Below are 17,768 nucleotides of genomic sequence, written 5' to 3' on the forward strand. Positions count from 1 at the left end.
GGTTTGACCCAGTCTGTCATCTGAATGTGTTTGGCGCCTCCAGCTGGATGGCGCCTTTTTTCATCCCTTCTATACCTTGAACTGCCCCACCAGCTGCTGCTGCTTGTCCGCCAGCGCAGAGAGCTCGCGACCATTTTCGGCGGAGGTCGCCGCCTCGGCCCGGATGGTGTGGCTCACATCGCGAATGTTGCTGACGTTGCGGTTGATCTCGTCCGCCACCCGGCTCTGCTCCTGCGCCGCCCGGGCAATCTGTTCGTTCATCTGATGGATGGTGGAGACCGACTGGATAATCTGCTCCAGCACCTGCACCGAGAGATCCACCTTGGCGAGGGTCTCGTCAGCCTGACCATGACCATCGCGGATCGCCTTGACCACGGCACCGGTACCGGATTGCAGTTGGCTGATCAGAGTCTGGATCTCGACGATGGCATTCTGGGTGCGACCCGCCAGATTGCGCACCTCATCAGCCACCACGGCAAAGCCACGGCCCTGCTCACCGGCCCGCGCCGCTTCAATAGCCGCATTCAGCGCCAGCAAGTTGGTCTGCTCGGCAATTCCCTGGATCACGATAAGAATGTCATTGATGTTGTCGCTGTTGGCGGAGAGTCGCTCCACCACCGGCTGGGCATCGTTGATGATGGTCATCAGCTTGCGCATAGCCTCCTGGGTGTCGGCAACGACATATTTGCCCTCTTGCGCCGCGGCATCAGTGGTGTTGGCGGCTGCCACCGCCGAGCCGGCATTACCGGAGACCTGCAACGCCGTGGCGCTCAGCTCTTCAAATGCCGTCGCCACCAGATCGATCTCCTGATACTGGGCCTGCATGCCACTGCTGGTGCGCTCGGCCACTTGCGCGGCTCGCTCGGCACTGTTGCGCGTACCGGAGACGGTATCAATCACCTGACTGATGGTGGATTGCAACTTGTTGAGGAAGCTGTTGAACCACTTGGCCAGCTCGCCGATCTCGTCTTGCCGCAGGATCTCGATACGCTGGGTCAAATCCCCCTCACCGCTGGCGATATCCTTGAGACGGGCAACTACAGCGCGGATGGGCGCCACAATCTGGCGCGCCATCAACCAGATAAAACTCAGGGCCACCAGCGAGATCAGCACCCCGATTGACAGCTGCGAGACCACGCTGCGATTGGCCTCACTGGCCAGCTCATCTTGCAGTTGCTGGGCCGAAGCCAGTACTACGGCCCGTGGCAATTCAATGTAGATGCCCCATTTACGGTCGGTGCCACGCATGGATACCGGGACAAAGGTCTGCAACAGGGTGCCATCGCTGCTCCAGCGAGTCAGCTCCTGACCCTGACTGAGCCAGCCTTTCAGCTCGCTGGCCAGCCCCTGATACTTCTGATCCAGCCCGCGTCCCATGGTCACATCGAACTCATCGGCTCCCGCCACACGCCCCTCGTGACTGACCAGCAAGATTCTGCCCTTGCCGTCATAGAGCTCCTTGTCCATGGTGCTCACCAGACTCTGCAAGGTAGCCAGCGAGATATCGACCCCAACCATCCCCAGCAAGGTCTCCTGCTCCAGTAGCGGGACCGTCACCGAGGTCATCAATATCTGTTTATCGCCCACATCGTCCAGATAGGGCTCCAGCAGGCAGAGGGCACGGGTGCGAATGCTGCAGCGATACCACTCGTTTTCGATGCCACCAGCCTCGGTCGGGCTCTCATCGGCCAGTACATCCTCATTCTGCACTTCCGGCTCTATCTTGCCGTTGTCATAGGCCCAGTAACTGGAAAAACGCCCCTTGTCGTTGGAACCCAGCGCCGTTGAGCCCTGATAGTTGCTGTCTTCCCCATCCAGCTGATCAGGCTCGAACACCGCATAGACACCAAGCAGATTGGTCGATGAGGCAACGGCATCGTGCAGTTGCTGATTGACGGCGCTGCGCAGCGCCTCCGAATGGACAAAGTTCTCGGCCGCATTCTTGCGCTGGAACAACACGCTCTCCGCCAGCAAACTGGCGCGGAAATAGGCCTCATCGAGATAGCTGGTGACCTTGGCCGCCTGCTCCGAGCCCATCGCCTTCATCCAGTTCTCGGCAGACTGCTGCGCCTCGTGCATGGTGGCTTGCCGCACCTGCTGTTGCATCTTGTTCGCGTTGTAAATCGAAGAGGCAACCAGAGCGGCGGCTGTCACCAACAGACAGCAACCGGCGATCAGGGTAATCCGACCCTGGACAGAAAGAGCGCTCATGCCAATATTCCTACGTCATACAGATATGGATAGATTATCGACTTTATAAACAAAAACTTAACTCTCTCACAGCAAATCCAGCGAGAGTTGATTAACTTCACCCTCTCTTGGCAAACCCACCACCAAGCCCAGCAGGCGAACCGAACGCCCTTGCGCCCGCTGTAACCCCTCTTTGAGCAGGGGAACGAACAAGGCTGGCTGATAGCCACCCTGACTGCGATAGACGGTGGTCTGGTGGAAGTCGGCAAACTTGAGTTTAATCCCCTGCCCCATCACTTGCTCGGCAGGGCACGCCAGCTGAAATCGCCGCTCCAGCTCCGGCAGCAGTTGCTGCAATACCGTCAGGCAGGCGGCTTCGTCACAAACATCGCTCGCCAAAGTGGTCTCCACCCCGATGGTTTTGCGGATCCGGTGCGCCTGCACCGGCTGTTCATCCAGCCCCCAGATCCGGGTCGTCAGCATCTCCCCCAGCTTGCCAAAACGGCTGCACAGCTCTTGTGCCGACAAGGCCCGCGCATCCTCACAGGTGTAGAGCCCCTGCGCCTCCAGCCGCTCGGCAGTCTTGCGCCCCACCCCGGGCAGTTTGCCGAGGGGCAACTGGCAGACAAATTCGGCCACTTCGTCGGGACGAATGACAAACAGACCATCAGGCTTGCGCTGCTCCGAGGCGAGCTTGGCGAGAAACTTGTTGGGGGCCACTCCGGCCGAGGCGGTCAATCCCAGTTCGGAGACGATGGCTTGCCGGATCTCTTGTGCCATCAGGGTGGCGCTACCGCCACAACAGCGACTGTGGGTCACGTCGAGGTAAGCCTCGTCCAGTGACAGCGGTTCAACCTGATCGGTATAGCGCAGGAAAATGGCCCTGAGCTGACGGGAGATATCCTTGTACACCGCCATTCGCCCAGGGATCAGTACCAACGGCGGGCAGAGTTTTTTCGCCAGCGCGCTCGGCATGGCGGAGCGCACCCCGAACCGGCGCGCCACATAGTTGCAGGTCGAGATGACGCCGCGCCGCTCGGAGGCCCCACCGATGGCGAGCGGCACCTCCCGCAACGCCGGATTGTCCCGCATCTCCACCGCGGCAAAAAAGCAGTCCATGTCGATATGGATGATCTTGCGCATACCACTGTATAAATAAACAGACATGGCATCATCTTACCCCAAGGATAACCGCAGCTCTATCTCTCTCGTTGCGGCTAAAATAGTAGACTCCAAGGAGACCTTTACTACCACAATGACAAGGAGCGTTCGGGATGAAATATCTTTGGCTGGGACTCTGTTTGCTGCCGTTGACCGGCATCGGCAAGAACAACCCGACGGCAGAGTGCCGCTGGCTGTACGACCGGATTGAGATACTGGAACAGGCCATCAAGAAAGGGGACACACTCGGCACAGAGCAAGAGTTGTCACGCTGGCGTGAAGAGTTTCGCAAGAAGAAGTGCAAACAGTACGACTACTGAGCCGGACAAGATGGCGTGACCGACAACGGCAGATAACAAGCGGGCCCCGATCAAGATGACCGGGGCCCGTTTTCAAAGCATGACCAGCTTAATTCTGCAGCAGAGTGCGCTCAAGGCAGCACCATAGGGCCAGCGACAGTGGCCGCCACCTCATCCCCACGCAGCATCCGGATCAGTTCAAGCGCAAACTCGATTGCACTGCCCGGCCCCTGACTGGTGATAAGGCGATGAGCCTCATCCCTGACTACCCGCTCACTTGACAGCTGCGATGTCGGTAGTCGGGACTGAAAGCCGGGATGACAGGTGACGATGGCATCACCCAGCAGAGCATGATGTTGCAACACCACCACAGGGGCGGCGCAGATGGCAGCGCGCCAGCGACCAAGAGCGGCCTGCTCTTTGAGCAGATCAATGGCCAGCGGGGTATCGCGGATCACTTCGCTGCCGGGCAGACCACCGGGTACCACGATGGCTTCAAAGTCCCGACGGGTCAGTTCGTCGATATGACAATCGGCCACCAGCTGTACCCCGCGTGACGCTTTTACCTGCCGGGATCCGGCAGGGCAGCAAGAGGCCAGCACCACCTCAATACTTGCGCGCATCAGGGTATCGACAATCGCGACCGTCTCTATCTCTTCCGACCCGGGGGCCACCAGCACCAGTACACTCACGTTCGCCTCCTTGCTGCTTGCTCTACCATGTAAAAGATCAGACGGCCTGACTCTTCTCTTTGATCGCCTGATAGAGACCCTGATTGACCGGTACGGCAATGCCATGCCGGGCAGCCTTGGCCAGCAGGAAGCCGGTGATGGCCTCAATCTCGGTCTCGCGTCCCAGCTCCATATCCTGATGCATGGAGGAGTAATTGTCAGCGGTCAGCTCCACCACTGTCAGCACCCGACGCTGCAACTCCTCTGCCGCGGTCGCAATCCCTTCGGCGCACATCACATCCGCCACTTCCACGCAGATCTGCTGCAGGGCATCGGCAAAACGGGGGCCCGCCAGCTCGCCATTTTTCAGCTTGTAGAGGGCCGTCAGGGGATTGATGGCACAGTTGATGGCCAGCTTTTGCCACTGGCGCGTCAATACCTGTTCATCCCAACCAGCCTGACCCAGTGCCAGCGCCAGCTCGTCCGCGAGCGCGGCATGGGCCTTGGCGGCATCGTTGATCGGGCCAAGCCAGGTTTCACCCTTGCCAGTATGACGGAAGACAAAATGGCCGCACTGCATGGCACCATGGCTGGTGACACCGGCAATCACCGGATTGTGCGGGAACATCTCGACCACCTGCTCGGCAATGCCCATCCCGTTGTGCAGCAGCACGATCGGCACGCCGGCATCCAGCTTACCCACCAGCGGCGTCAGTGCGGCAATCACCTGACTGGCCTTGGTCATCACCAGCAGACGCTGGATCTTGCCGGGTTTGCTGACAAATCCGCGCTCGATATTGAGCAACTGAACATGCCCCTCCAGCGAGGTGAAATCGATCCCCGGATGGAGCGTGGACTTATGATGTTCGCGCAACAAGACACGGGTGGATTGACCACTCTGGGTCAGCAGGGAGGCAAAAACGCCGCCGAGGGCGCCACAACCCAACAGTGACCACTTCGGAGTAACGGGTGGAATAACGGGCTGTCGGGAATTTTTTAATCCGCTTGGCATGGTGTGACTCTGTCAGGGTAAGGGTTGCAATCCTCTCAACCTGTTACCGGGGATAAGTGAAGATGTCGCTGGTGGACACTAACGGGTCCACCCGTCCTGTGCGCAGGGGATTCTAGCAGAGCAACCCCATCAAAATCAGCAAATTTGCCCGTTTTCTGGTAGATTTGCCCCCCGATAACGCAACATGAGGAGCTCCGGCTATGCCGTCATTCGATATTATCTCTGAAGTCAAAATGAACGAGGTGTTGAACGCAGTCGACAACGCCAATCGTGAACTGGCCACCCGTTTCGATTTTCGTGGGGTAGAAGCCAGCTTCGAGTTGAACAAGGAAGAGGTAAAGCTGGAAGCCGATGCTGATTTCCAGCTCAAGCAGATGGTCGAAATCCTGCGCGGCGCCCTGCTCAAGCGCAACATCGAAAACAGCTCCATGGAAGTGGGTGACTCCGTTCACTCCGGCAAGCGTTTCCACCTGACCGTCAAATTCAAGCAGGGGATCGAGAAAGAGATCGCCAAGAAGCTGGTCAAGCTGATCAAGGACTCCAAAATCAAGGTACAGGTCGCCATCCAGGGTGATGAAGTACGTGTCACCGGCAAGAAGCGTGACGATCTGCAAGAGACCATGGCACTGGTCCGTGGCGCCGAACTGGGTCAACCGATGCAGTTCCAGAACTTCCGCGACTGATTTATCCACTCAGCCGTGGCGCACTTGATGACTCGCGCCACGCTATCTAAATCGCGGCCATAAAAAAACCGGAGCAGATGCTCCGGTTTTTTGTACCCCAAGTTTTATTAGAACTTGTAGGTAACGTCGAAGTAGTGACCGAAGCCTGTAGTTTTCAGGTGCAAATCAGGCTTGTCTGTCGGGTCAGGCTGGTAACCATTTTTGATGCCGTACACATCATGGAAGTATTTCAGACCATAGCCAACAGCAAAGCGGTCATTGTGCCAGTAGATACCGTTAAACATGTTGGTACCAGTACTGGAGCTGTCTTTGGCATCAAACAGGTGATCCAAGTAACCCTGATAGGCAACAAAGCTGCCGTTGGAGAAGGTGTAGAAAGGCTTGAACCAGTTCACGGAGAACTGATAGCCATTCCAGCCTTGCTCACCGCTACCTTCATTAACATGACGAGCGTAAAGGTTCATGCCCATCTTGCCGAACCAAGGTACCATCACATCAGCGCCCAGACCGGTCATAGCTTCAAACTGGCCATCTGCACCGCCAACGTTAATAAGGTTAGCTACGTACAACTCTTGAACCGGACCAAACGAGAGATCTTTACCAGTCATACCATCGATAGAGATACGCGGAGCGAACTTGATAAACATGTTTTCGCCGTTGTGCTTATCGCTATGGCTGCTCTGGAAAATATCGAATACATCGACATAACCATACAGATCAAAAATACCGGAACGACCACCAAACTCCATTTCAAAATAAGTGTCGTTGAAATCTTGTCCATCAGCATGCGGCATCTGATCGATGGTATGCATGACGTTGAACTGGAACCATTTGAAGTCATTCTTGTGGATATCACCGCTGTAGTCAGCAGCGAAGGCCGGGGTAGCGGCAGCAGCCAGCAGACCGGCAGCGATCAGAGTCTTGGTAAATTTGGCCATTTTATTGGTCTCTTGTGCGTTAGTTGAGGTTTTCCGTAGCCTGCCCACAAGGAGCGAGAGGGATTCTAATCAAATAAAATTGGGGGTGAAACAACTTCTCGGGAACTTTATCCGGAAGTGTGAATCTAATCACCCCCGATTCTACGCAAACGCTTGCTATTTGTCAGCCGTTGAGAGCAACTCACTCCCTTTTCTGGCGACCAGCACAATCAACAACAACACGGGCAAGCCCAATAAACTGGTTCCGACAAAGAAGGCACTGTAGCCAATCTGCTCCACAACCTGTCCGGAAAAACCGGCCAGCAACTTGGGTAGCAGCAACATTACCGAGCTGAACAGGGCGTACTGAGTGGCCGAAAATGCCACATTGGTCAGGCTGGAGAGATAGGTCACGAAGGCCGCGGTCGCGATACCGGCACTGAGGTTGTCGAGGGAAATGATCAGGGTCAGCAGCTCCAGGTTGTGACCAACCTGATTGAGCAGGGCAAACAGCAGGTTGGTGCTGGCAGTGAGCAGCGCCCCCAAGAACAGGATGCGCAGCGTACCGAAGCGCATCACCAGCACGCCCCCCAGCGCCGCCCCCACTAGCGTCATGATGACGCCAAACACCTTGGTAATGGTCGCAACCTCGGTCTTGCTGAACTGCATATCCACATAGAAGCTGTTGGACATCACCCCCATCACCACATCAGCAACCCGATAGCAGGCGATCAGAGCCAGGATCAGCAGCGCCGAGCTGCCATAGCGACGAAAGAAATCGGCAAACGGACACCAGACCGCCTCATAGCCCCAGGCCCCCGCACTCGCCAGCAGAGCTGGCCACCCTTTTTCCAGGAGCTGCGCCTTGCGTTCGGCCTGTTGTTTGCCCTGCTCGGCCAGATCGATATCCGGCTCGTGGCAAAACAGCGTGGTGATAACCCCGAGTGACATCAGACCCGCCATCACCAGATAGGTAATCTGCCAGCCACGATAGTCATAGCCGCTGTTGCTGCCAAACCACGCCGCCAGCGCCAGCGCACCGGCGCCCGCCATGATCATCGCCAGTCGGTAGCCGGTCATGTAAGAAGCAGCCATCGCCGCCTGCAGCCGCTCGGGGGCAGATTCGATGCGATAGGCGTCGATGACGATATCCTGCGTGGCCGAGGCAAAGGCCACCAGCAGGGCAAACATCGCTAGCTGGGCCAGCTCGGTCTTGGGATCGCAGAACGCCATGCCGACCAGCGCAGCGGCAATCAGCAACTGGGAGAAGAACATCCAGCTACGGCGACGCCCCAGCAGCGTGGAGAGCAACGGCAGCGGCATGCGATCCACCAGCGGCGACCACAGCCATTTAAAGCCATAGGCGAGCGCCACCCAGCTCATATAGCCGATATCGGTCAGGCTGACATCGGCCTCGCGCAACCAGAATGAGAGGGTACCGAACACCAGTAGCAGCGGCAGACCCGATGAAAAACCCATGGCAAAGAGAATAAACACCCGAAATTCGAGATAGACGGCGAGGGACTCTCTCCAGCTTGGTTTGCGGATCATGTTCAACTACCTGACGACTTTGGAAAAGTGCGTCATTTTGGCAGGTTGATTGCAGATAGCCAAGGCGAGCAAAGAGATAGGCAAAAGAAGTCCGGATAGAGAAAAGGCCCATCCTGAACGGGATGAGCCTTGTATTGTGACCTGACGAGGGCGAGGTGACGAACCGCGTCCGGCGAGAGTTACTTGCCCGCTTTCTTGTCTGCCGGAGTTTCTGCCAGCAAGACCACCTTCTTCAGAATGATGGGACTGGTCGGCACATCGTTGGCGCGCAGAATGGGGCTGTAACCGGTCTGTACCTGAGCCAGTTTGTCCAGCACCTCCATCCCCTGAACCACCTGACCGAACACGGTATAACCCGCAGAGCCACCGGCGTTGAGGTTATTGTTGTCGACCAGATTGAAGTAGAACTGGCGAGTAGCGCTGTCGACCGCCTGGGTGCGAGCCATGGCGATGGAACCACGCTTGTTGGGCAGACCGCCACGCGACTCGTTGACCACAGGCTCATAAGTCGGCAACTGCTGGAACTGCTGGTTGTAGCCCCCACCCTGCACCACGAAATCCTGGATCACCCGGTGGAAGATACTGCCGTCATAGCTGCCATCAGCCACGTAGCGCAGGAAGTTTTTCACCGTCTGGGGCGCCTGCTTGGACGCCAGCTCCACCACGATATTGCCGTGGTTGGTCTCCATTCTGACTTTCGGGCCTGCAAACGCCAGCGGGGCGATCAGCATGGCCAGCAACCAGAGTTTTTTCATCATCAGACCCCTGCACCGTTCGGTTGACCTTTCAGGTAACCGCGCAGCGCATCATCCGCCATGATCTGCTGCAGCACGCTACCCAGTTGCAGGTTCAGTGTAGACTCCAGGTCGGCCATGCTTGGCTCGCTCGGGCTCTCCTTGCTGGAGGACATGTTGAACTGCTTGGTCAGACGGTTGCCCTGGAAATCAGCGATCACCTGCAGGCTGACACGGGACTTGGTGACATAGGTAAAGGTCTTCTCTTCCACATTGACTGCGGCGTTAGAGATCACCAGTGTCAGGTTGGTGGTGCCACTGTTGCCCACTTCGAGACCCTGGCTGCGCAGACCTTCGGCCAGCCGCTCGGCCATCAGCAGGTTGAGCGGACGCTCACTGTTGACCAGCACGGGCGCTTTCTCTTTATGTTTGATGGAGAAGACGTAGGCAGCCTCACGCTTGTCCACCCCTTCCATGGTGATGCGATTGCCAGAGTAGTATTGCTGGTTGGCGGGGATCACCTGCGGATTGAGCAGCGCTGTCTCCGGCCAATGAGTGGCACACCCGCCCAGCATCAGGGCGGCCAGCAGCAAGAGTGACTTTTTCATCATGGTTTCCTTTGGCTTTAGCGTTTGATGGCTTTCAAAATAACGAATTTGCTGTTCGACGCAACGACTTGTGCGTTGGCAAACAAGCGCTTGAGTTTGTTGTGATAGTCCAGATGACGGTTGCCTACTATCCAGAGTTCACCCCCTTGAGGCAACACCCGGTGCGCATCGCTGAACATCTGCCATGCGATATGATCGGTGATCGCCTGCAGCTGATGGAAAGGAGGGTTGCAGAGGATCCGATCCGCCGAGGCGACCGCCACCCCGTCGAGACAGTTATTGACCATAAAGTGGGCGCGCGGCAGTGCATCGGGCAGATTGTGCTCGACGTTGAGCTGTGCCGAGGCGACTGCCATATAGGATTCATCGATAAAGGTCACCTCCACCTCGCTGTCTTTGGCGAGCAGCGACAGACCCAACACCCCGTTGCCACAGCCCAGATCGATCACCTTGCGGGCACTGTGGATGGGCAGGTTGTCCAGCATAAAGCGGGCACCGATATCGAGACTGGTGCGCGAGAAGACGTTGGCATGGTTGTGGATGAGCATGCCACTCCCCTCCAGCGGCCAGACAGTCGGGAAGGGGTTGGCTAGCGCGGGTTGCCCCGCCTGCGGCTCGCAGTGAATAAGGCGCGCCTTTTTCCAGGCCAGCGAGGTACGGGTAGGCCCCAGATACTTCTCGAACAACTTGAGCGTGGAGGTATGAATATCCTTCGCCTTGCCGGCAGCGATAACGCGGGTTGCCGGTGTCACCACCGCACGCAGCGCCAGCAGTTGCTGCTCCAATAGAGCCTGATATTTGGAGACCTTGATCACCACCAGCGCAGGGGCATCGGGCAGCGGCGCCAGCGCATCCTGCAAGCGGATCCCGCCTGCATCCAGCCCGTTTTCGGCCAGATTGGCCAGGGTCGCCCGCTCACTGATGTAGGAGTCGGTGACGCAGCAGGGGGAGTGCGGATGCAGATAGGCGGCCAGCGCGCCAAAGCCATCATTCATGATGATGACGGGGCCCGCCTGCTCGAGGGGAGACTCCGCCAGGGTATTGATCAGATATTCGTCAGCCGCATCCCAGGCTTGCAGGGTCTCCTGACTCTGGCGCGGATAGCGGTAGAGCGTGAGCTGGCAATGGGGAGTGTCGAGAAGGGTTTGCATAGGAAGAGTCCAACCTCGGCTTGATTCGTGTATACAGGCGCCAGGGGCGACGCAAAGTGGCGCTATTCTAGCGAGGAGCAGGAATTTCACCAGTTCGATGCGCATCAAGGGGCAACTGACAGGTGATTTCCCTCTTACGGGGGCTTATTCCATCCCGCGACTACCGATAGAATGGCCCGACATTCACTCTGGAAGCCGATCCGATGACCATCCAACAACTGATTGAAGCCAAGCTGACCGCCGCCCTCTCCCCCACCGTGCTGGAGGTGATCAACGAAAGCCACATGCACCGTGTGGAACCGGGATCTGAGAGCCACTTCAAGGTGGTGATCGTCAGCGAGCAATTTGCAGGGCAGCGGCTGCTGGCCCGTCATCGTCAGGTCAACGCGGTGCTGGCCGACGAGCTGGCCGGTGCCGTTCATGCACTGGCGCTGCATACCTACACCGAGAACGAGTGGCAGGAAAAAGGCCACGCCCCGCGCACCCCGAGCTGCGTTGGCAAACCGTCGCTCTCCTGAAACCGGTTGTACCACAGGATTCCCCTCGAGAACCTGCCAACAAAAATTAAACATATTTCCCCCATTGACCCCGAAAAGGCTACATCCAAGGGGGTATATTTCGGCATCAAGGCTTTTTGCTTATAGTGGAGACAACGGCAAATACCCCCATCGAGGTATCGAAATAAAAAAACCTTTAAAACCACTACTTACAAGGTGTCAGGGGCTTATTCATTGCAGGTTAATTTTGTGATGGCACGGGGATTTTGCCCATTTGGCATGGCAGAAAATGCACCTTAAGTGGTAAACTCAAGCGCTTTTGAGTGAGCCTGCATGTTGAATAATTGTTGAGCCTGCCCACCTGGCGCAACCACAACATCGACTCATTCAACCACCCGTCGTGATGTATTTCTCGGCGCTAACCAACCTCTCCCGTAACGGTAGTGCAAGTAAGTATGATTACAATCAAAAGAGGACTGGACATCCCCGTGCTGGGTGCGCCAGAGCAAGTAATCTACGATGGCCCCGCCATCACCCGTGTTGCGACACTGGGCGAGGAGTTTGTGGGGATGCGACCTACTATGTTCGTCAAAGTAGGTGATCGCGTCATCAAAGGTCAGGATCTTTTTGAAGACAAGAAGAATCCGGGCGTTAAATTCACAGCTCCTGCCACCGGTGTGGTTTCAGAGATCAACCGTGGTGCCAAACGTGTTCTCCAGTCTGTGGTCATCGACCTCGACGGTTCCGATGAACAGGTGACGTTTGAGCATTTTGCCTCTGCCGAGCTGGCCAAGCTCGAGCGCAGCAAGGTGCAAGAGATCCTGGTCGCATCAGGTCAATGGACTGCGTTGCGTACCCGTCCGTTCAGCAAAGTCCCCGCGGTAGCGTCTGCCCCGCGCGCCATCTTTGTGACTGCAATGGACACCAACCCGCTGGCAGCCGATGCCGAGCTGATTATCAAGGAACAGCCGCAGGCCTTCCTCGATGGTCTGGCCGTATTGACCCGCCTGACCGACGGCGCCGTCTACGTCTGTAAAGGCGAAGGCAGTCTGCCCCACTCTCCGCTGGCTCAGGTCAAGGAAGAGATCTTCGTTGGTCCGCACCCTGCCGGTCTGCCGGGTACCCATATCCACTTCCTGGATCCGGTCAGCAGCACCAAAGTGCAGTGGCACATCAACTATCAGGATGTGATTGCATTCGGCAAGCTGTTCACCACCGGTCAGATCTTCACTGACAAGGTGATCGCGCTGGCTGGCCCGAACGTGCTCAAGCCGCGTCTGCTGCGTACCCGTCTGGGCGCCTGCATCAGCCAGCTCACCAACAATGAGCTGCGTGCCGACGAAAACCGTATCATCTCCGGTTCTATCCTGAGTGGTGCCAAAGCCGAAGGTGTTCACGACTACCTGGGCCGCTATCACAATCAGGTTTGCGTGCTGGGTGAAGGTCGCGAGAAAGAGTTCCTGGGCTGGATCAACCCCAGCGCCAACAAGTTCTCTATCACCCGTACCACCCTCTCTCATCTGATGAAGGGCAAGCTGATCAACTTCACCACCACTACCAACGGTAGTGACCGTTCCATGGTGCCTATCGGCAACTATGAGCGGGTGATGCCACTCGACATCCTGCCGACCCTGCTGCTGCGGGACATGGTCTCCGGCGATACCGACGGTGCGCAAGCACTGGGCTGCCTGGAGCTGGATGAGGAAGATTTGGCGCTCTGTACCTTTGTCTGCCCCGGCAAGACAGAGTACGGCCCGATCTTGCGTGAGTGCCTGACCAAGATTGAACTGGAAGGTTAAGCGATGAGTTTCAAGCAACTTCTTGAAAATATGGAACACCACTTCGAACCGGGTGGAAAGTACGCCAAGTACTATGCCCTGTTCGAAGCGGCGTACACCCTGTTCTACACCCCGGGTAGCGTTACCCGCAACGCCTCCCACGTTCGTGATGCGCTCGATCTGAAGCGCATGATGATCATGGTGTGGCTGGCCGTGTTCCCGGCCATGTTCTGGGGCATGTACAACGTTGGTAACCAGGCGATTGCCGCCATTGCCCACATGGGCTCGGCTGCTGGTGCCAGCAGCTGGCAATATGCCCTGGCTACCATGCTGGGCGCCTCCCTCGATCCGGCTGTTGCCGGTATCGGCAGCAAGATGCTGATCGGCGCCACCCACTTCTTCCCGATCTACATCACCGTCTTCTTTGTCGGTGGTTTCTGGGAAGTGCTGTTCGCCATGGTGCGCAAACACGAGATCAACGAAGGCTTCTTCGTGACCTCCATTCTGTTTGCCCTGATCGTGCCGCCCGAGCTGCCCCTGTGGCAAGCTGCGCTGGGTATCACCTTCGGTGTGGTGATGGCCAAAGAGGTGTTCGGTGGTACCGGCAAGAACTTCCTGAACCCGGCGCTGGCTGGTCGTGCGTTCCTGTTCTTCGCCTACCCGGGCCAGATCTCCGGTGACGCCGTGTGGGTTGCCGTTGACGGCTTCTCCGGCGCGACTGCACTGAGCCAGTGGGCCCAAGGCGGCCAGATGGCGCTGATCAACGGTGCAACCGGCCAGGCTATCAGCTGGATGGACGCTTTCCTGGGTAATCTGCCGGGTTCCATCGGTGAAGTCTCTACCCTGATGATCCTGCTGGGTGCCGCCATGATCGTCTACATGCGCATCGCCTCCTGGCGCATCATCGCCGGCGTGATGATCGGTATGATCGCCACCTCCCTGCTGTTCAACGTCATCGGTTCCGATACCAACCCCATGTTCAACATGCCGTGGCACTGGCATCTGGTACTGGGTGGCTTCGCCTTCGGTATGGCCTTCATGGCGACCGACCCTGTCTCCGCCGCCTTTACCAACAAAGGCAAGTGGTGGTATGGCGCCCTGATCGGCGTAATGGTCGTGCTGGTTCGCGTGGTCAACCCTGCGTTCCCGGAAGGCATGATGCTGGCCATTCTGTTTGCGAACCTGTTTGCTCCCCTGTTTGACCACTTCGTCGCTCAGGCAAACATCAAGCGGAGGATTGCTCGTGGCGTTTAATAAAGATTCAACCCTCGGCACCGTCAGCGTGGTCACCGGCCTCTGTCTGGCCTGTTCCATCGTGGTATCCGTTGCCGCTGTGGGCCTGCGTTCTACCCAGCAGGAAAACAAGGCGCTGGACAAGCAGAGCAACATTCTCGCCGTAGCCGGTGTGGATGTGAGCGAAGTGGCCAAGCGCGACCTGGCCAAACTGTACGGCGAGAAGATCGAAGCCCGTCTGGTGGATCTGGCGACCGGTGACTTTGTTGACGGTGATGCCGACAACTTCGACACCAAGCAGGCTGCCAAAGATCCGGCCCGCAGCATCCGTCTTGCCGCCGCTGACGACAAGGCCAGCCTGCGTCAGATCTCCAAGCAGATCCCGGTATTCTTCGCCAAGGATGCCGAAGGCAAGATCGACAGCATCATCCTGCCCATCTATGGTCAGGGTCTGTGGTCGACCATGTATGCTTTCGTCGCCGTTGCCGCTGATGGCCAGACTATCAAAGGCATCACCTACTACGACCACGGTGAAACCCCGGGTCTGGGTGGCGAGATCGAAAACCCGGCCTGGCAGGCGCTGTTCAAGGACAAGAAACTGTTCGACCAGAATGGCATGCCGGCGCTGCGCGTCATCAAGGGCCATGCTCCGGCGGGCTCCGAGCACGAGATCGATGGTCTCTCCGGTGCCACTCTGACCGGTAACGGCGTACAGCATACCTTCGACTTCTGGATGGGTCCCAAGGGCTTCGGTCCTTTCCTGGCCAAGGTTCGTGCAGGAGAAATCAACAATGGCTGACAAGAGCGAAATGAAGAAGTTGCTGTTGACGCCTGTGCTGGGCAACAACCCCATCGCCTTGCAGGTGCTGGGTGTCTGTTCTGCACTGGCGGTTACCAGCCAGATGAAAACTGCGTTTGTAATGACCCTCGCGGTCATGGCGGTCACCGCCTTCTCAAACCTGTTCATCTCCCTGATCCGCAACCAGATCCCGAACAGCGTCCGGATCATCGTGCAGATGGCGATCATCGCCTCACTGGTTATCGTGGTTGACCAGGTGCTCAAGGCGTATGCCTATGACATCTCCAAGCAACTGTCGGTCTTCGTGGGTCTGATCATCACCAACTGTATCGTAATGGGCCGCGCTGAAGCGTACGCCATGAAGAGTGCCCCGCTGCCCTCCTTCCTGGATGGTATCGGCAACGGTCTGGGCTATGGTGCCATTCTGCTGAGTGTCGCGACCGTGCGTGAACTGCTGGGCTCCGGCACCTGGTTCGGCATCGAGCTGCTGCCGCTGGTGAATAACGGTGGCTGGTATGTGCCCAACGGCCTGCTGCTGCTGCCGCCGAGTGCATTCTTCATCATTGGTCTGATCATTTGGGGCGTGCGCACCAAGGATCCCAAGCAGGTGGAGGCGAAGGATTAAGGTATGGAACACTATCTGAGTCTGTTAATTAAATCGATCTTCATCGAAAACCTGGCACTCTCCTTCTTCCTGGGGATGTGTACCTTCCTGGCGGTGTCCAAGAAGGTAAAGACCTCCATGGGTCTGGGTATTGCCGTTATTGTGGTGCAGACCATCGCGGTTCCTGCCAACAACCTGATCTACAACTACGTGCTTAAAGATGGCGCTCTGGTATCCGGTCTGGATCTGAGCTTCCTGAGCTTCATCACCTTCATCGGTGTGATTGCAGCACTGGTACAGATCCTGGAGATGGCGCTGGACAAGTACTTCCCGGCACTCTACAACGCGCTGGGTATCTTCCTGCCGCTCATCACCGTGAACTGCGCCATCTTCGGTGGCGTCTCCTTCATGGTGCAGCGTGACTACAACTTCATGGAGTCTGTGGTCTACGGTGTGGGTTCAGGGGCAGGCTGGATGCTGGCGATCGTTGCGCTGGCGGGTATCCGCGAGAAGATGAAGTACTCCGATGTTCCGGAAGGCCTGCGCGGTCTGGGCATCACCTTCATCACCGCCGGTCTGATGGCGCTGGGCTTCATGTCCTTCTCTGGTATCTCCCTGTAATCGGCTTTCCTGCAATCAGAAAGGAACGATAGATGGAAATTATTTTGGGTGTGGTCATGTTTACCGTGATCCTGCTGGCTCTGGTGGCAGTCATTCTGTTCGCCAAGTCCAAGCTGGTGACCGCGGGCGACGTGACAATCAGCATCAATGGTGACCCGGCCAAGGCTGTGACCAGCCCGGCCGGTGGCAAGCTGCTCGGCGTGCTGGCTGGCAGCGGTATCTTCGTCTCCTCCGCCTGTGGCGGCGGTGGCTCCTGCGGCCAGTGCAAGGTACGGGTGAAATCCGGTGGCGGCGACATTCTGCCGACCGAACTGGATCACATCAGCAAGGGCGAAGCCCGTCATGGCGAGCGTCTGGCCTGTCAGGTTACCGTTCGCTCCGACATGGATATCGAACTGCCGGAAGAGATCTTCGGGGTGAAGAAGTGGGAATGTACTGTTATCTCCAACGATAACAAGGCCACCTTCATCAAGGAGCTCAAGCTGCAGATCCCCGATGGCGAGAGCGTACCGTTCCGCGCCGGTGGTTATATCCAGATTGAAGCCCCGGCTCACCACGTGCACTACAAGAACTTCGATATTCCCGAGGAGTATCGCGGTGACTGGGATCGCTTCAAGATCTTTGAGCTGGAGTCCAAGGTCGATGAGCCAATCATCCGTGCCTACTCCATGGCCAACTATCCGGAAGAGTTCGGCATCATCATGCTGAACGTGCGTATCGCAACCCCGCCGCCCAGCAACTGGACTGCCCCTCCGGGACAGATGTCCTCCTATATCTTCAGCCTGAAGGCTGGCGACAAAGTGACTATCTCCGGCCCGTTCGGTGAGTTCTTCGCCAAGGACACCGATGCCGAAATGGTATTCATCGGTGGTGGTGCGGGTATGGCGCCGATGCGTTCCCATATCTTCGACCAGCTGCGTCGCCTGAAGTCCAAGCGCAAGATGAGCTTCTGGTACGGTGCCCGTTCCAAGCGCGAAATGTTCTATGTCGAAGACTTTGACATGCTCGCCGCCGAGAACGAGAACTTCACCTGGAACGTCGCCCTGTCTGATCCGCAACCGGAAGACAACTGGGACGGCTACACCGGCTTCATCCACAACGTGCTCTACGAGAACTATCTCAAGAACCACGAAGCACCGGAAGATTGCGAGTTCTACATGTGTGGACCTCCGGTGATGAACGCTGCCGTCATCAACATGCTCAAAGACTTGGGCGTTGAAGACGAAAACATCCTGTTGGATGACTTTGGTGGTTAATCC

Annotated in this window: 18 protein-coding genes; 9 read left to right on the forward strand and 9 right to left on the reverse strand. The window is 57.3% G+C overall.

Annotated features, from left to right (window positions below):
* Positions 1-69: 69 nt before the first annotated feature.
* Both ACTG19_RS07575 and dinB read right to left on the reverse strand, forming a co-directional pair.
* Positions 70-2,211 carry a methyl-accepting chemotaxis protein gene (locus ACTG19_RS07575; RefSeq protein ID WP_113739001.1) on the reverse strand — a complete coding sequence of 714 codons (2,142 nt, stop codon included), beginning with the start codon at positions 2,209-2,211 and terminating at the stop codon, positions 70-72.
* A 66-nt stretch (positions 2,212-2,277) separates the two neighbouring features.
* A complete protein-coding gene (gene dinB / locus ACTG19_RS07580; protein WP_113739002.1) occupies positions 2,278-3,333 on the reverse strand; it encodes a DNA polymerase IV in 1,056 nt (351 codons plus the stop codon).
* A 131-nt stretch (positions 3,334-3,464) separates the two neighbouring features.
* On the opposite strand from dinB, the gene ACTG19_RS07585 reads away from it, so the two are divergent.
* Positions 3,465-3,671, forward strand: a complete 207-nt coding sequence (locus ACTG19_RS07585) for a hypothetical protein (protein WP_019445898.1) — start codon at positions 3,465-3,467, stop codon at positions 3,669-3,671.
* Between the two features lie 110 nt (positions 3,672-3,781).
* On the opposite strand, the gene ACTG19_RS07590 is transcribed toward ACTG19_RS07585, so the two are convergent.
* Together ACTG19_RS07590 and ACTG19_RS07595 are read right to left on the reverse strand one after the other, a co-directional pair.
* On the reverse strand, positions 3,782-4,342 hold the full coding sequence (locus ACTG19_RS07590) for a DJ-1 family glyoxalase III (RefSeq protein ID WP_113739003.1): 561 nt from the start codon (positions 4,340-4,342) through the stop codon (positions 3,782-3,784).
* Positions 4,343-4,379: 37 nt separating this feature from the next.
* Positions 4,380-5,333, reverse strand: a complete 954-nt coding sequence (locus tag ACTG19_RS07595) for a ketopantoate reductase family protein (protein ID WP_113739004.1) — start codon at positions 5,331-5,333, stop codon at positions 4,380-4,382.
* 200 nt (positions 5,334-5,533) lie between these two features.
* On the opposite strand from ACTG19_RS07595, the gene ACTG19_RS07600 reads away from it, so the two are divergent.
* Entirely contained in the window at positions 5,534-6,016 is a 483-nt protein-coding gene (locus ACTG19_RS07600) for a YajQ family cyclic di-GMP-binding protein (protein ID WP_047435500.1), read from the forward strand.
* Positions 6,017-6,123: 107 nt separating this feature from the next.
* Here the strand turns inward: ACTG19_RS07600 and ACTG19_RS07605 are convergent, their stop codons facing one another.
* From ACTG19_RS07605 to ACTG19_RS07625, 5 genes are all read right to left on the reverse strand, one after another.
* On the reverse strand, positions 6,124-6,954 hold the full coding sequence (locus tag ACTG19_RS07605) for a nucleoside-specific channel-forming Tsx family protein (RefSeq protein WP_047435495.1): 831 nt from the start codon (positions 6,952-6,954) through the stop codon (positions 6,124-6,126).
* 156 nt (positions 6,955-7,110) lie between these two features.
* Complete coding sequence (locus tag ACTG19_RS07610) at positions 7,111-8,490, reverse strand: AmpG family muropeptide MFS transporter (protein WP_041202292.1); 1,380 nt, start codon at positions 8,488-8,490, stop codon at positions 7,111-7,113.
* Between the two features lie 173 nt (positions 8,491-8,663).
* Positions 8,664-9,239: a peptidylprolyl isomerase gene (locus tag ACTG19_RS07615; protein WP_201904784.1), complete on the reverse strand. Its 576-nt coding sequence runs from the start codon at positions 9,237-9,239 to the stop codon at positions 8,664-8,666.
* 2 nt (positions 9,240-9,241) lie between these two features.
* Complete coding sequence (locus ACTG19_RS07620) at positions 9,242-9,826, reverse strand: YajG family lipoprotein (protein ID WP_005349692.1); 585 nt, start codon at positions 9,824-9,826, stop codon at positions 9,242-9,244.
* A gap of 17 nt (positions 9,827-9,843) precedes the next feature.
* Positions 9,844-10,977, reverse strand: a complete 1,134-nt coding sequence (locus tag ACTG19_RS07625) for a methyltransferase (protein WP_159163041.1) — start codon at positions 10,975-10,977, stop codon at positions 9,844-9,846.
* A gap of 203 nt (positions 10,978-11,180) precedes the next feature.
* On the opposite strand from ACTG19_RS07625, the gene ACTG19_RS07630 reads away from it, so the two are divergent.
* The 7 genes from ACTG19_RS07630 (at position 11,181) to nqrF (ending at position 17,765) form a co-directional block, all read left to right on the forward strand.
* Positions 11,181-11,495 (forward strand): BolA family protein, encoded by a 315-nt coding sequence (locus ACTG19_RS07630; RefSeq protein WP_376895900.1) that lies wholly within the window; start codon positions 11,181-11,183, stop codon positions 11,493-11,495.
* A gap of 434 nt (positions 11,496-11,929) precedes the next feature.
* Positions 11,930-13,273, forward strand: coding sequence for a Na(+)-translocating NADH-quinone reductase subunit A (locus ACTG19_RS07635; RefSeq protein WP_005349684.1), 1,344 nt, complete (start codon positions 11,930-11,932; stop codon positions 13,271-13,273).
* Positions 13,274-13,276: 3 nt separating this feature from the next.
* Positions 13,277-14,506 (forward strand): NADH:ubiquinone reductase (Na(+)-transporting) subunit B, encoded by a 1,230-nt coding sequence (locus ACTG19_RS07640; protein ID WP_005338642.1) that lies wholly within the window; start codon positions 13,277-13,279, stop codon positions 14,504-14,506.
* Positions 14,496-15,284, forward strand: coding sequence for a Na(+)-translocating NADH-quinone reductase subunit C (locus ACTG19_RS07645; RefSeq protein WP_005338643.1), 789 nt, complete (start codon positions 14,496-14,498; stop codon positions 15,282-15,284). Before ACTG19_RS07640 ends, ACTG19_RS07645 begins: the two co-directional genes overlap by 11 nt.
* Complete coding sequence (locus tag ACTG19_RS07650) at positions 15,277-15,909, forward strand: NADH:ubiquinone reductase (Na(+)-transporting) subunit D (RefSeq protein ID WP_005338644.1); 633 nt, start codon at positions 15,277-15,279, stop codon at positions 15,907-15,909. Before ACTG19_RS07645 ends, ACTG19_RS07650 begins: the two co-directional genes overlap by 8 nt.
* Positions 15,910-15,912: 3 nt before the next feature.
* Entirely contained in the window at positions 15,913-16,509 is a 597-nt protein-coding gene (nqrE, locus tag ACTG19_RS07655) for an NADH:ubiquinone reductase (Na(+)-transporting) subunit E (RefSeq protein WP_005338645.1), read from the forward strand.
* Positions 16,510-16,541: 32 nt separating this feature from the next.
* Entirely contained in the window at positions 16,542-17,765 is a 1,224-nt protein-coding gene (nqrF, locus tag ACTG19_RS07660) for an NADH:ubiquinone reductase (Na(+)-transporting) subunit F (RefSeq protein WP_005338656.1), read from the forward strand.
* The last annotated feature ends 3 nt before the right edge of the window (positions 17,766-17,768 follow it).

The sequence above is a fragment of the Aeromonas sp. 3P genome (assembly GCF_051919745.1).
GTDB lineage: Bacteria > Pseudomonadota > Gammaproteobacteria > Enterobacterales > Aeromonadaceae > Aeromonas > Aeromonas veronii.

Excerpts from the sequence above, each read along its gene's own strand:
- ACTG19_RS07630 (WP_376895900.1), top strand. The coding sequence starts at position 11,181 with ATGACCATCCAACAACTGATTGAAGCCAAGCTGACCGCCGCCCTCTCC.
- ACTG19_RS07640 (WP_005338642.1), top strand. The coding sequence starts at position 13,277 with ATGAGTTTCAAGCAACTTCTTGAAAATATGGAACACCACTTCGAACCG.
- dinB (WP_113739002.1), bottom strand. The coding sequence starts at position 3,333 with ATGCGCAAGATCATCCATATCGACATGGACTGCTTTTTTGCCGCGGTG.
- ACTG19_RS07600 (WP_047435500.1), top strand. The coding sequence starts at position 5,534 with ATGCCGTCATTCGATATTATCTCTGAAGTCAAAATGAACGAGGTGTTG.
- ACTG19_RS07635 (WP_005349684.1), top strand. The coding sequence starts at position 11,930 with ATGATTACAATCAAAAGAGGACTGGACATCCCCGTGCTGGGTGCGCCA.
- ACTG19_RS07650 (WP_005338644.1), top strand. The coding sequence starts at position 15,277 with ATGGCTGACAAGAGCGAAATGAAGAAGTTGCTGTTGACGCCTGTGCTG.
- ACTG19_RS07620 (WP_005349692.1), bottom strand. The coding sequence starts at position 9,826 with ATGAAAAAGTCACTCTTGCTGCTGGCCGCCCTGATGCTGGGCGGGTGT.
- ACTG19_RS07575 (WP_113739001.1), bottom strand. The coding sequence starts at position 2,211 with ATGAGCGCTCTTTCTGTCCAGGGTCGGATTACCCTGATCGCCGGTTGC.
- ACTG19_RS07585 (WP_019445898.1), top strand. The coding sequence starts at position 3,465 with ATGAAATATCTTTGGCTGGGACTCTGTTTGCTGCCGTTGACCGGCATC.
- ACTG19_RS07605 (WP_047435495.1), bottom strand. The coding sequence starts at position 6,954 with ATGGCCAAATTTACCAAGACTCTGATCGCTGCCGGTCTGCTGGCTGCT.
- nqrF (WP_005338656.1), top strand. The coding sequence starts at position 16,542 with ATGGAAATTATTTTGGGTGTGGTCATGTTTACCGTGATCCTGCTGGCT.
- ACTG19_RS07615 (WP_201904784.1), bottom strand. The coding sequence starts at position 9,239 with ATGAAAAAACTCTGGTTGCTGGCCATGCTGATCGCCCCGCTGGCGTTT.
- ACTG19_RS07625 (WP_159163041.1), bottom strand. The coding sequence starts at position 10,977 with ATGCAAACCCTTCTCGACACTCCCCATTGCCAGCTCACGCTCTACCGC.
- nqrE (WP_005338645.1), top strand. The coding sequence starts at position 15,913 with ATGGAACACTATCTGAGTCTGTTAATTAAATCGATCTTCATCGAAAAC.
- ACTG19_RS07595 (WP_113739004.1), bottom strand. The coding sequence starts at position 5,333 with ATGCCAAGCGGATTAAAAAATTCCCGACAGCCCGTTATTCCACCCGTT.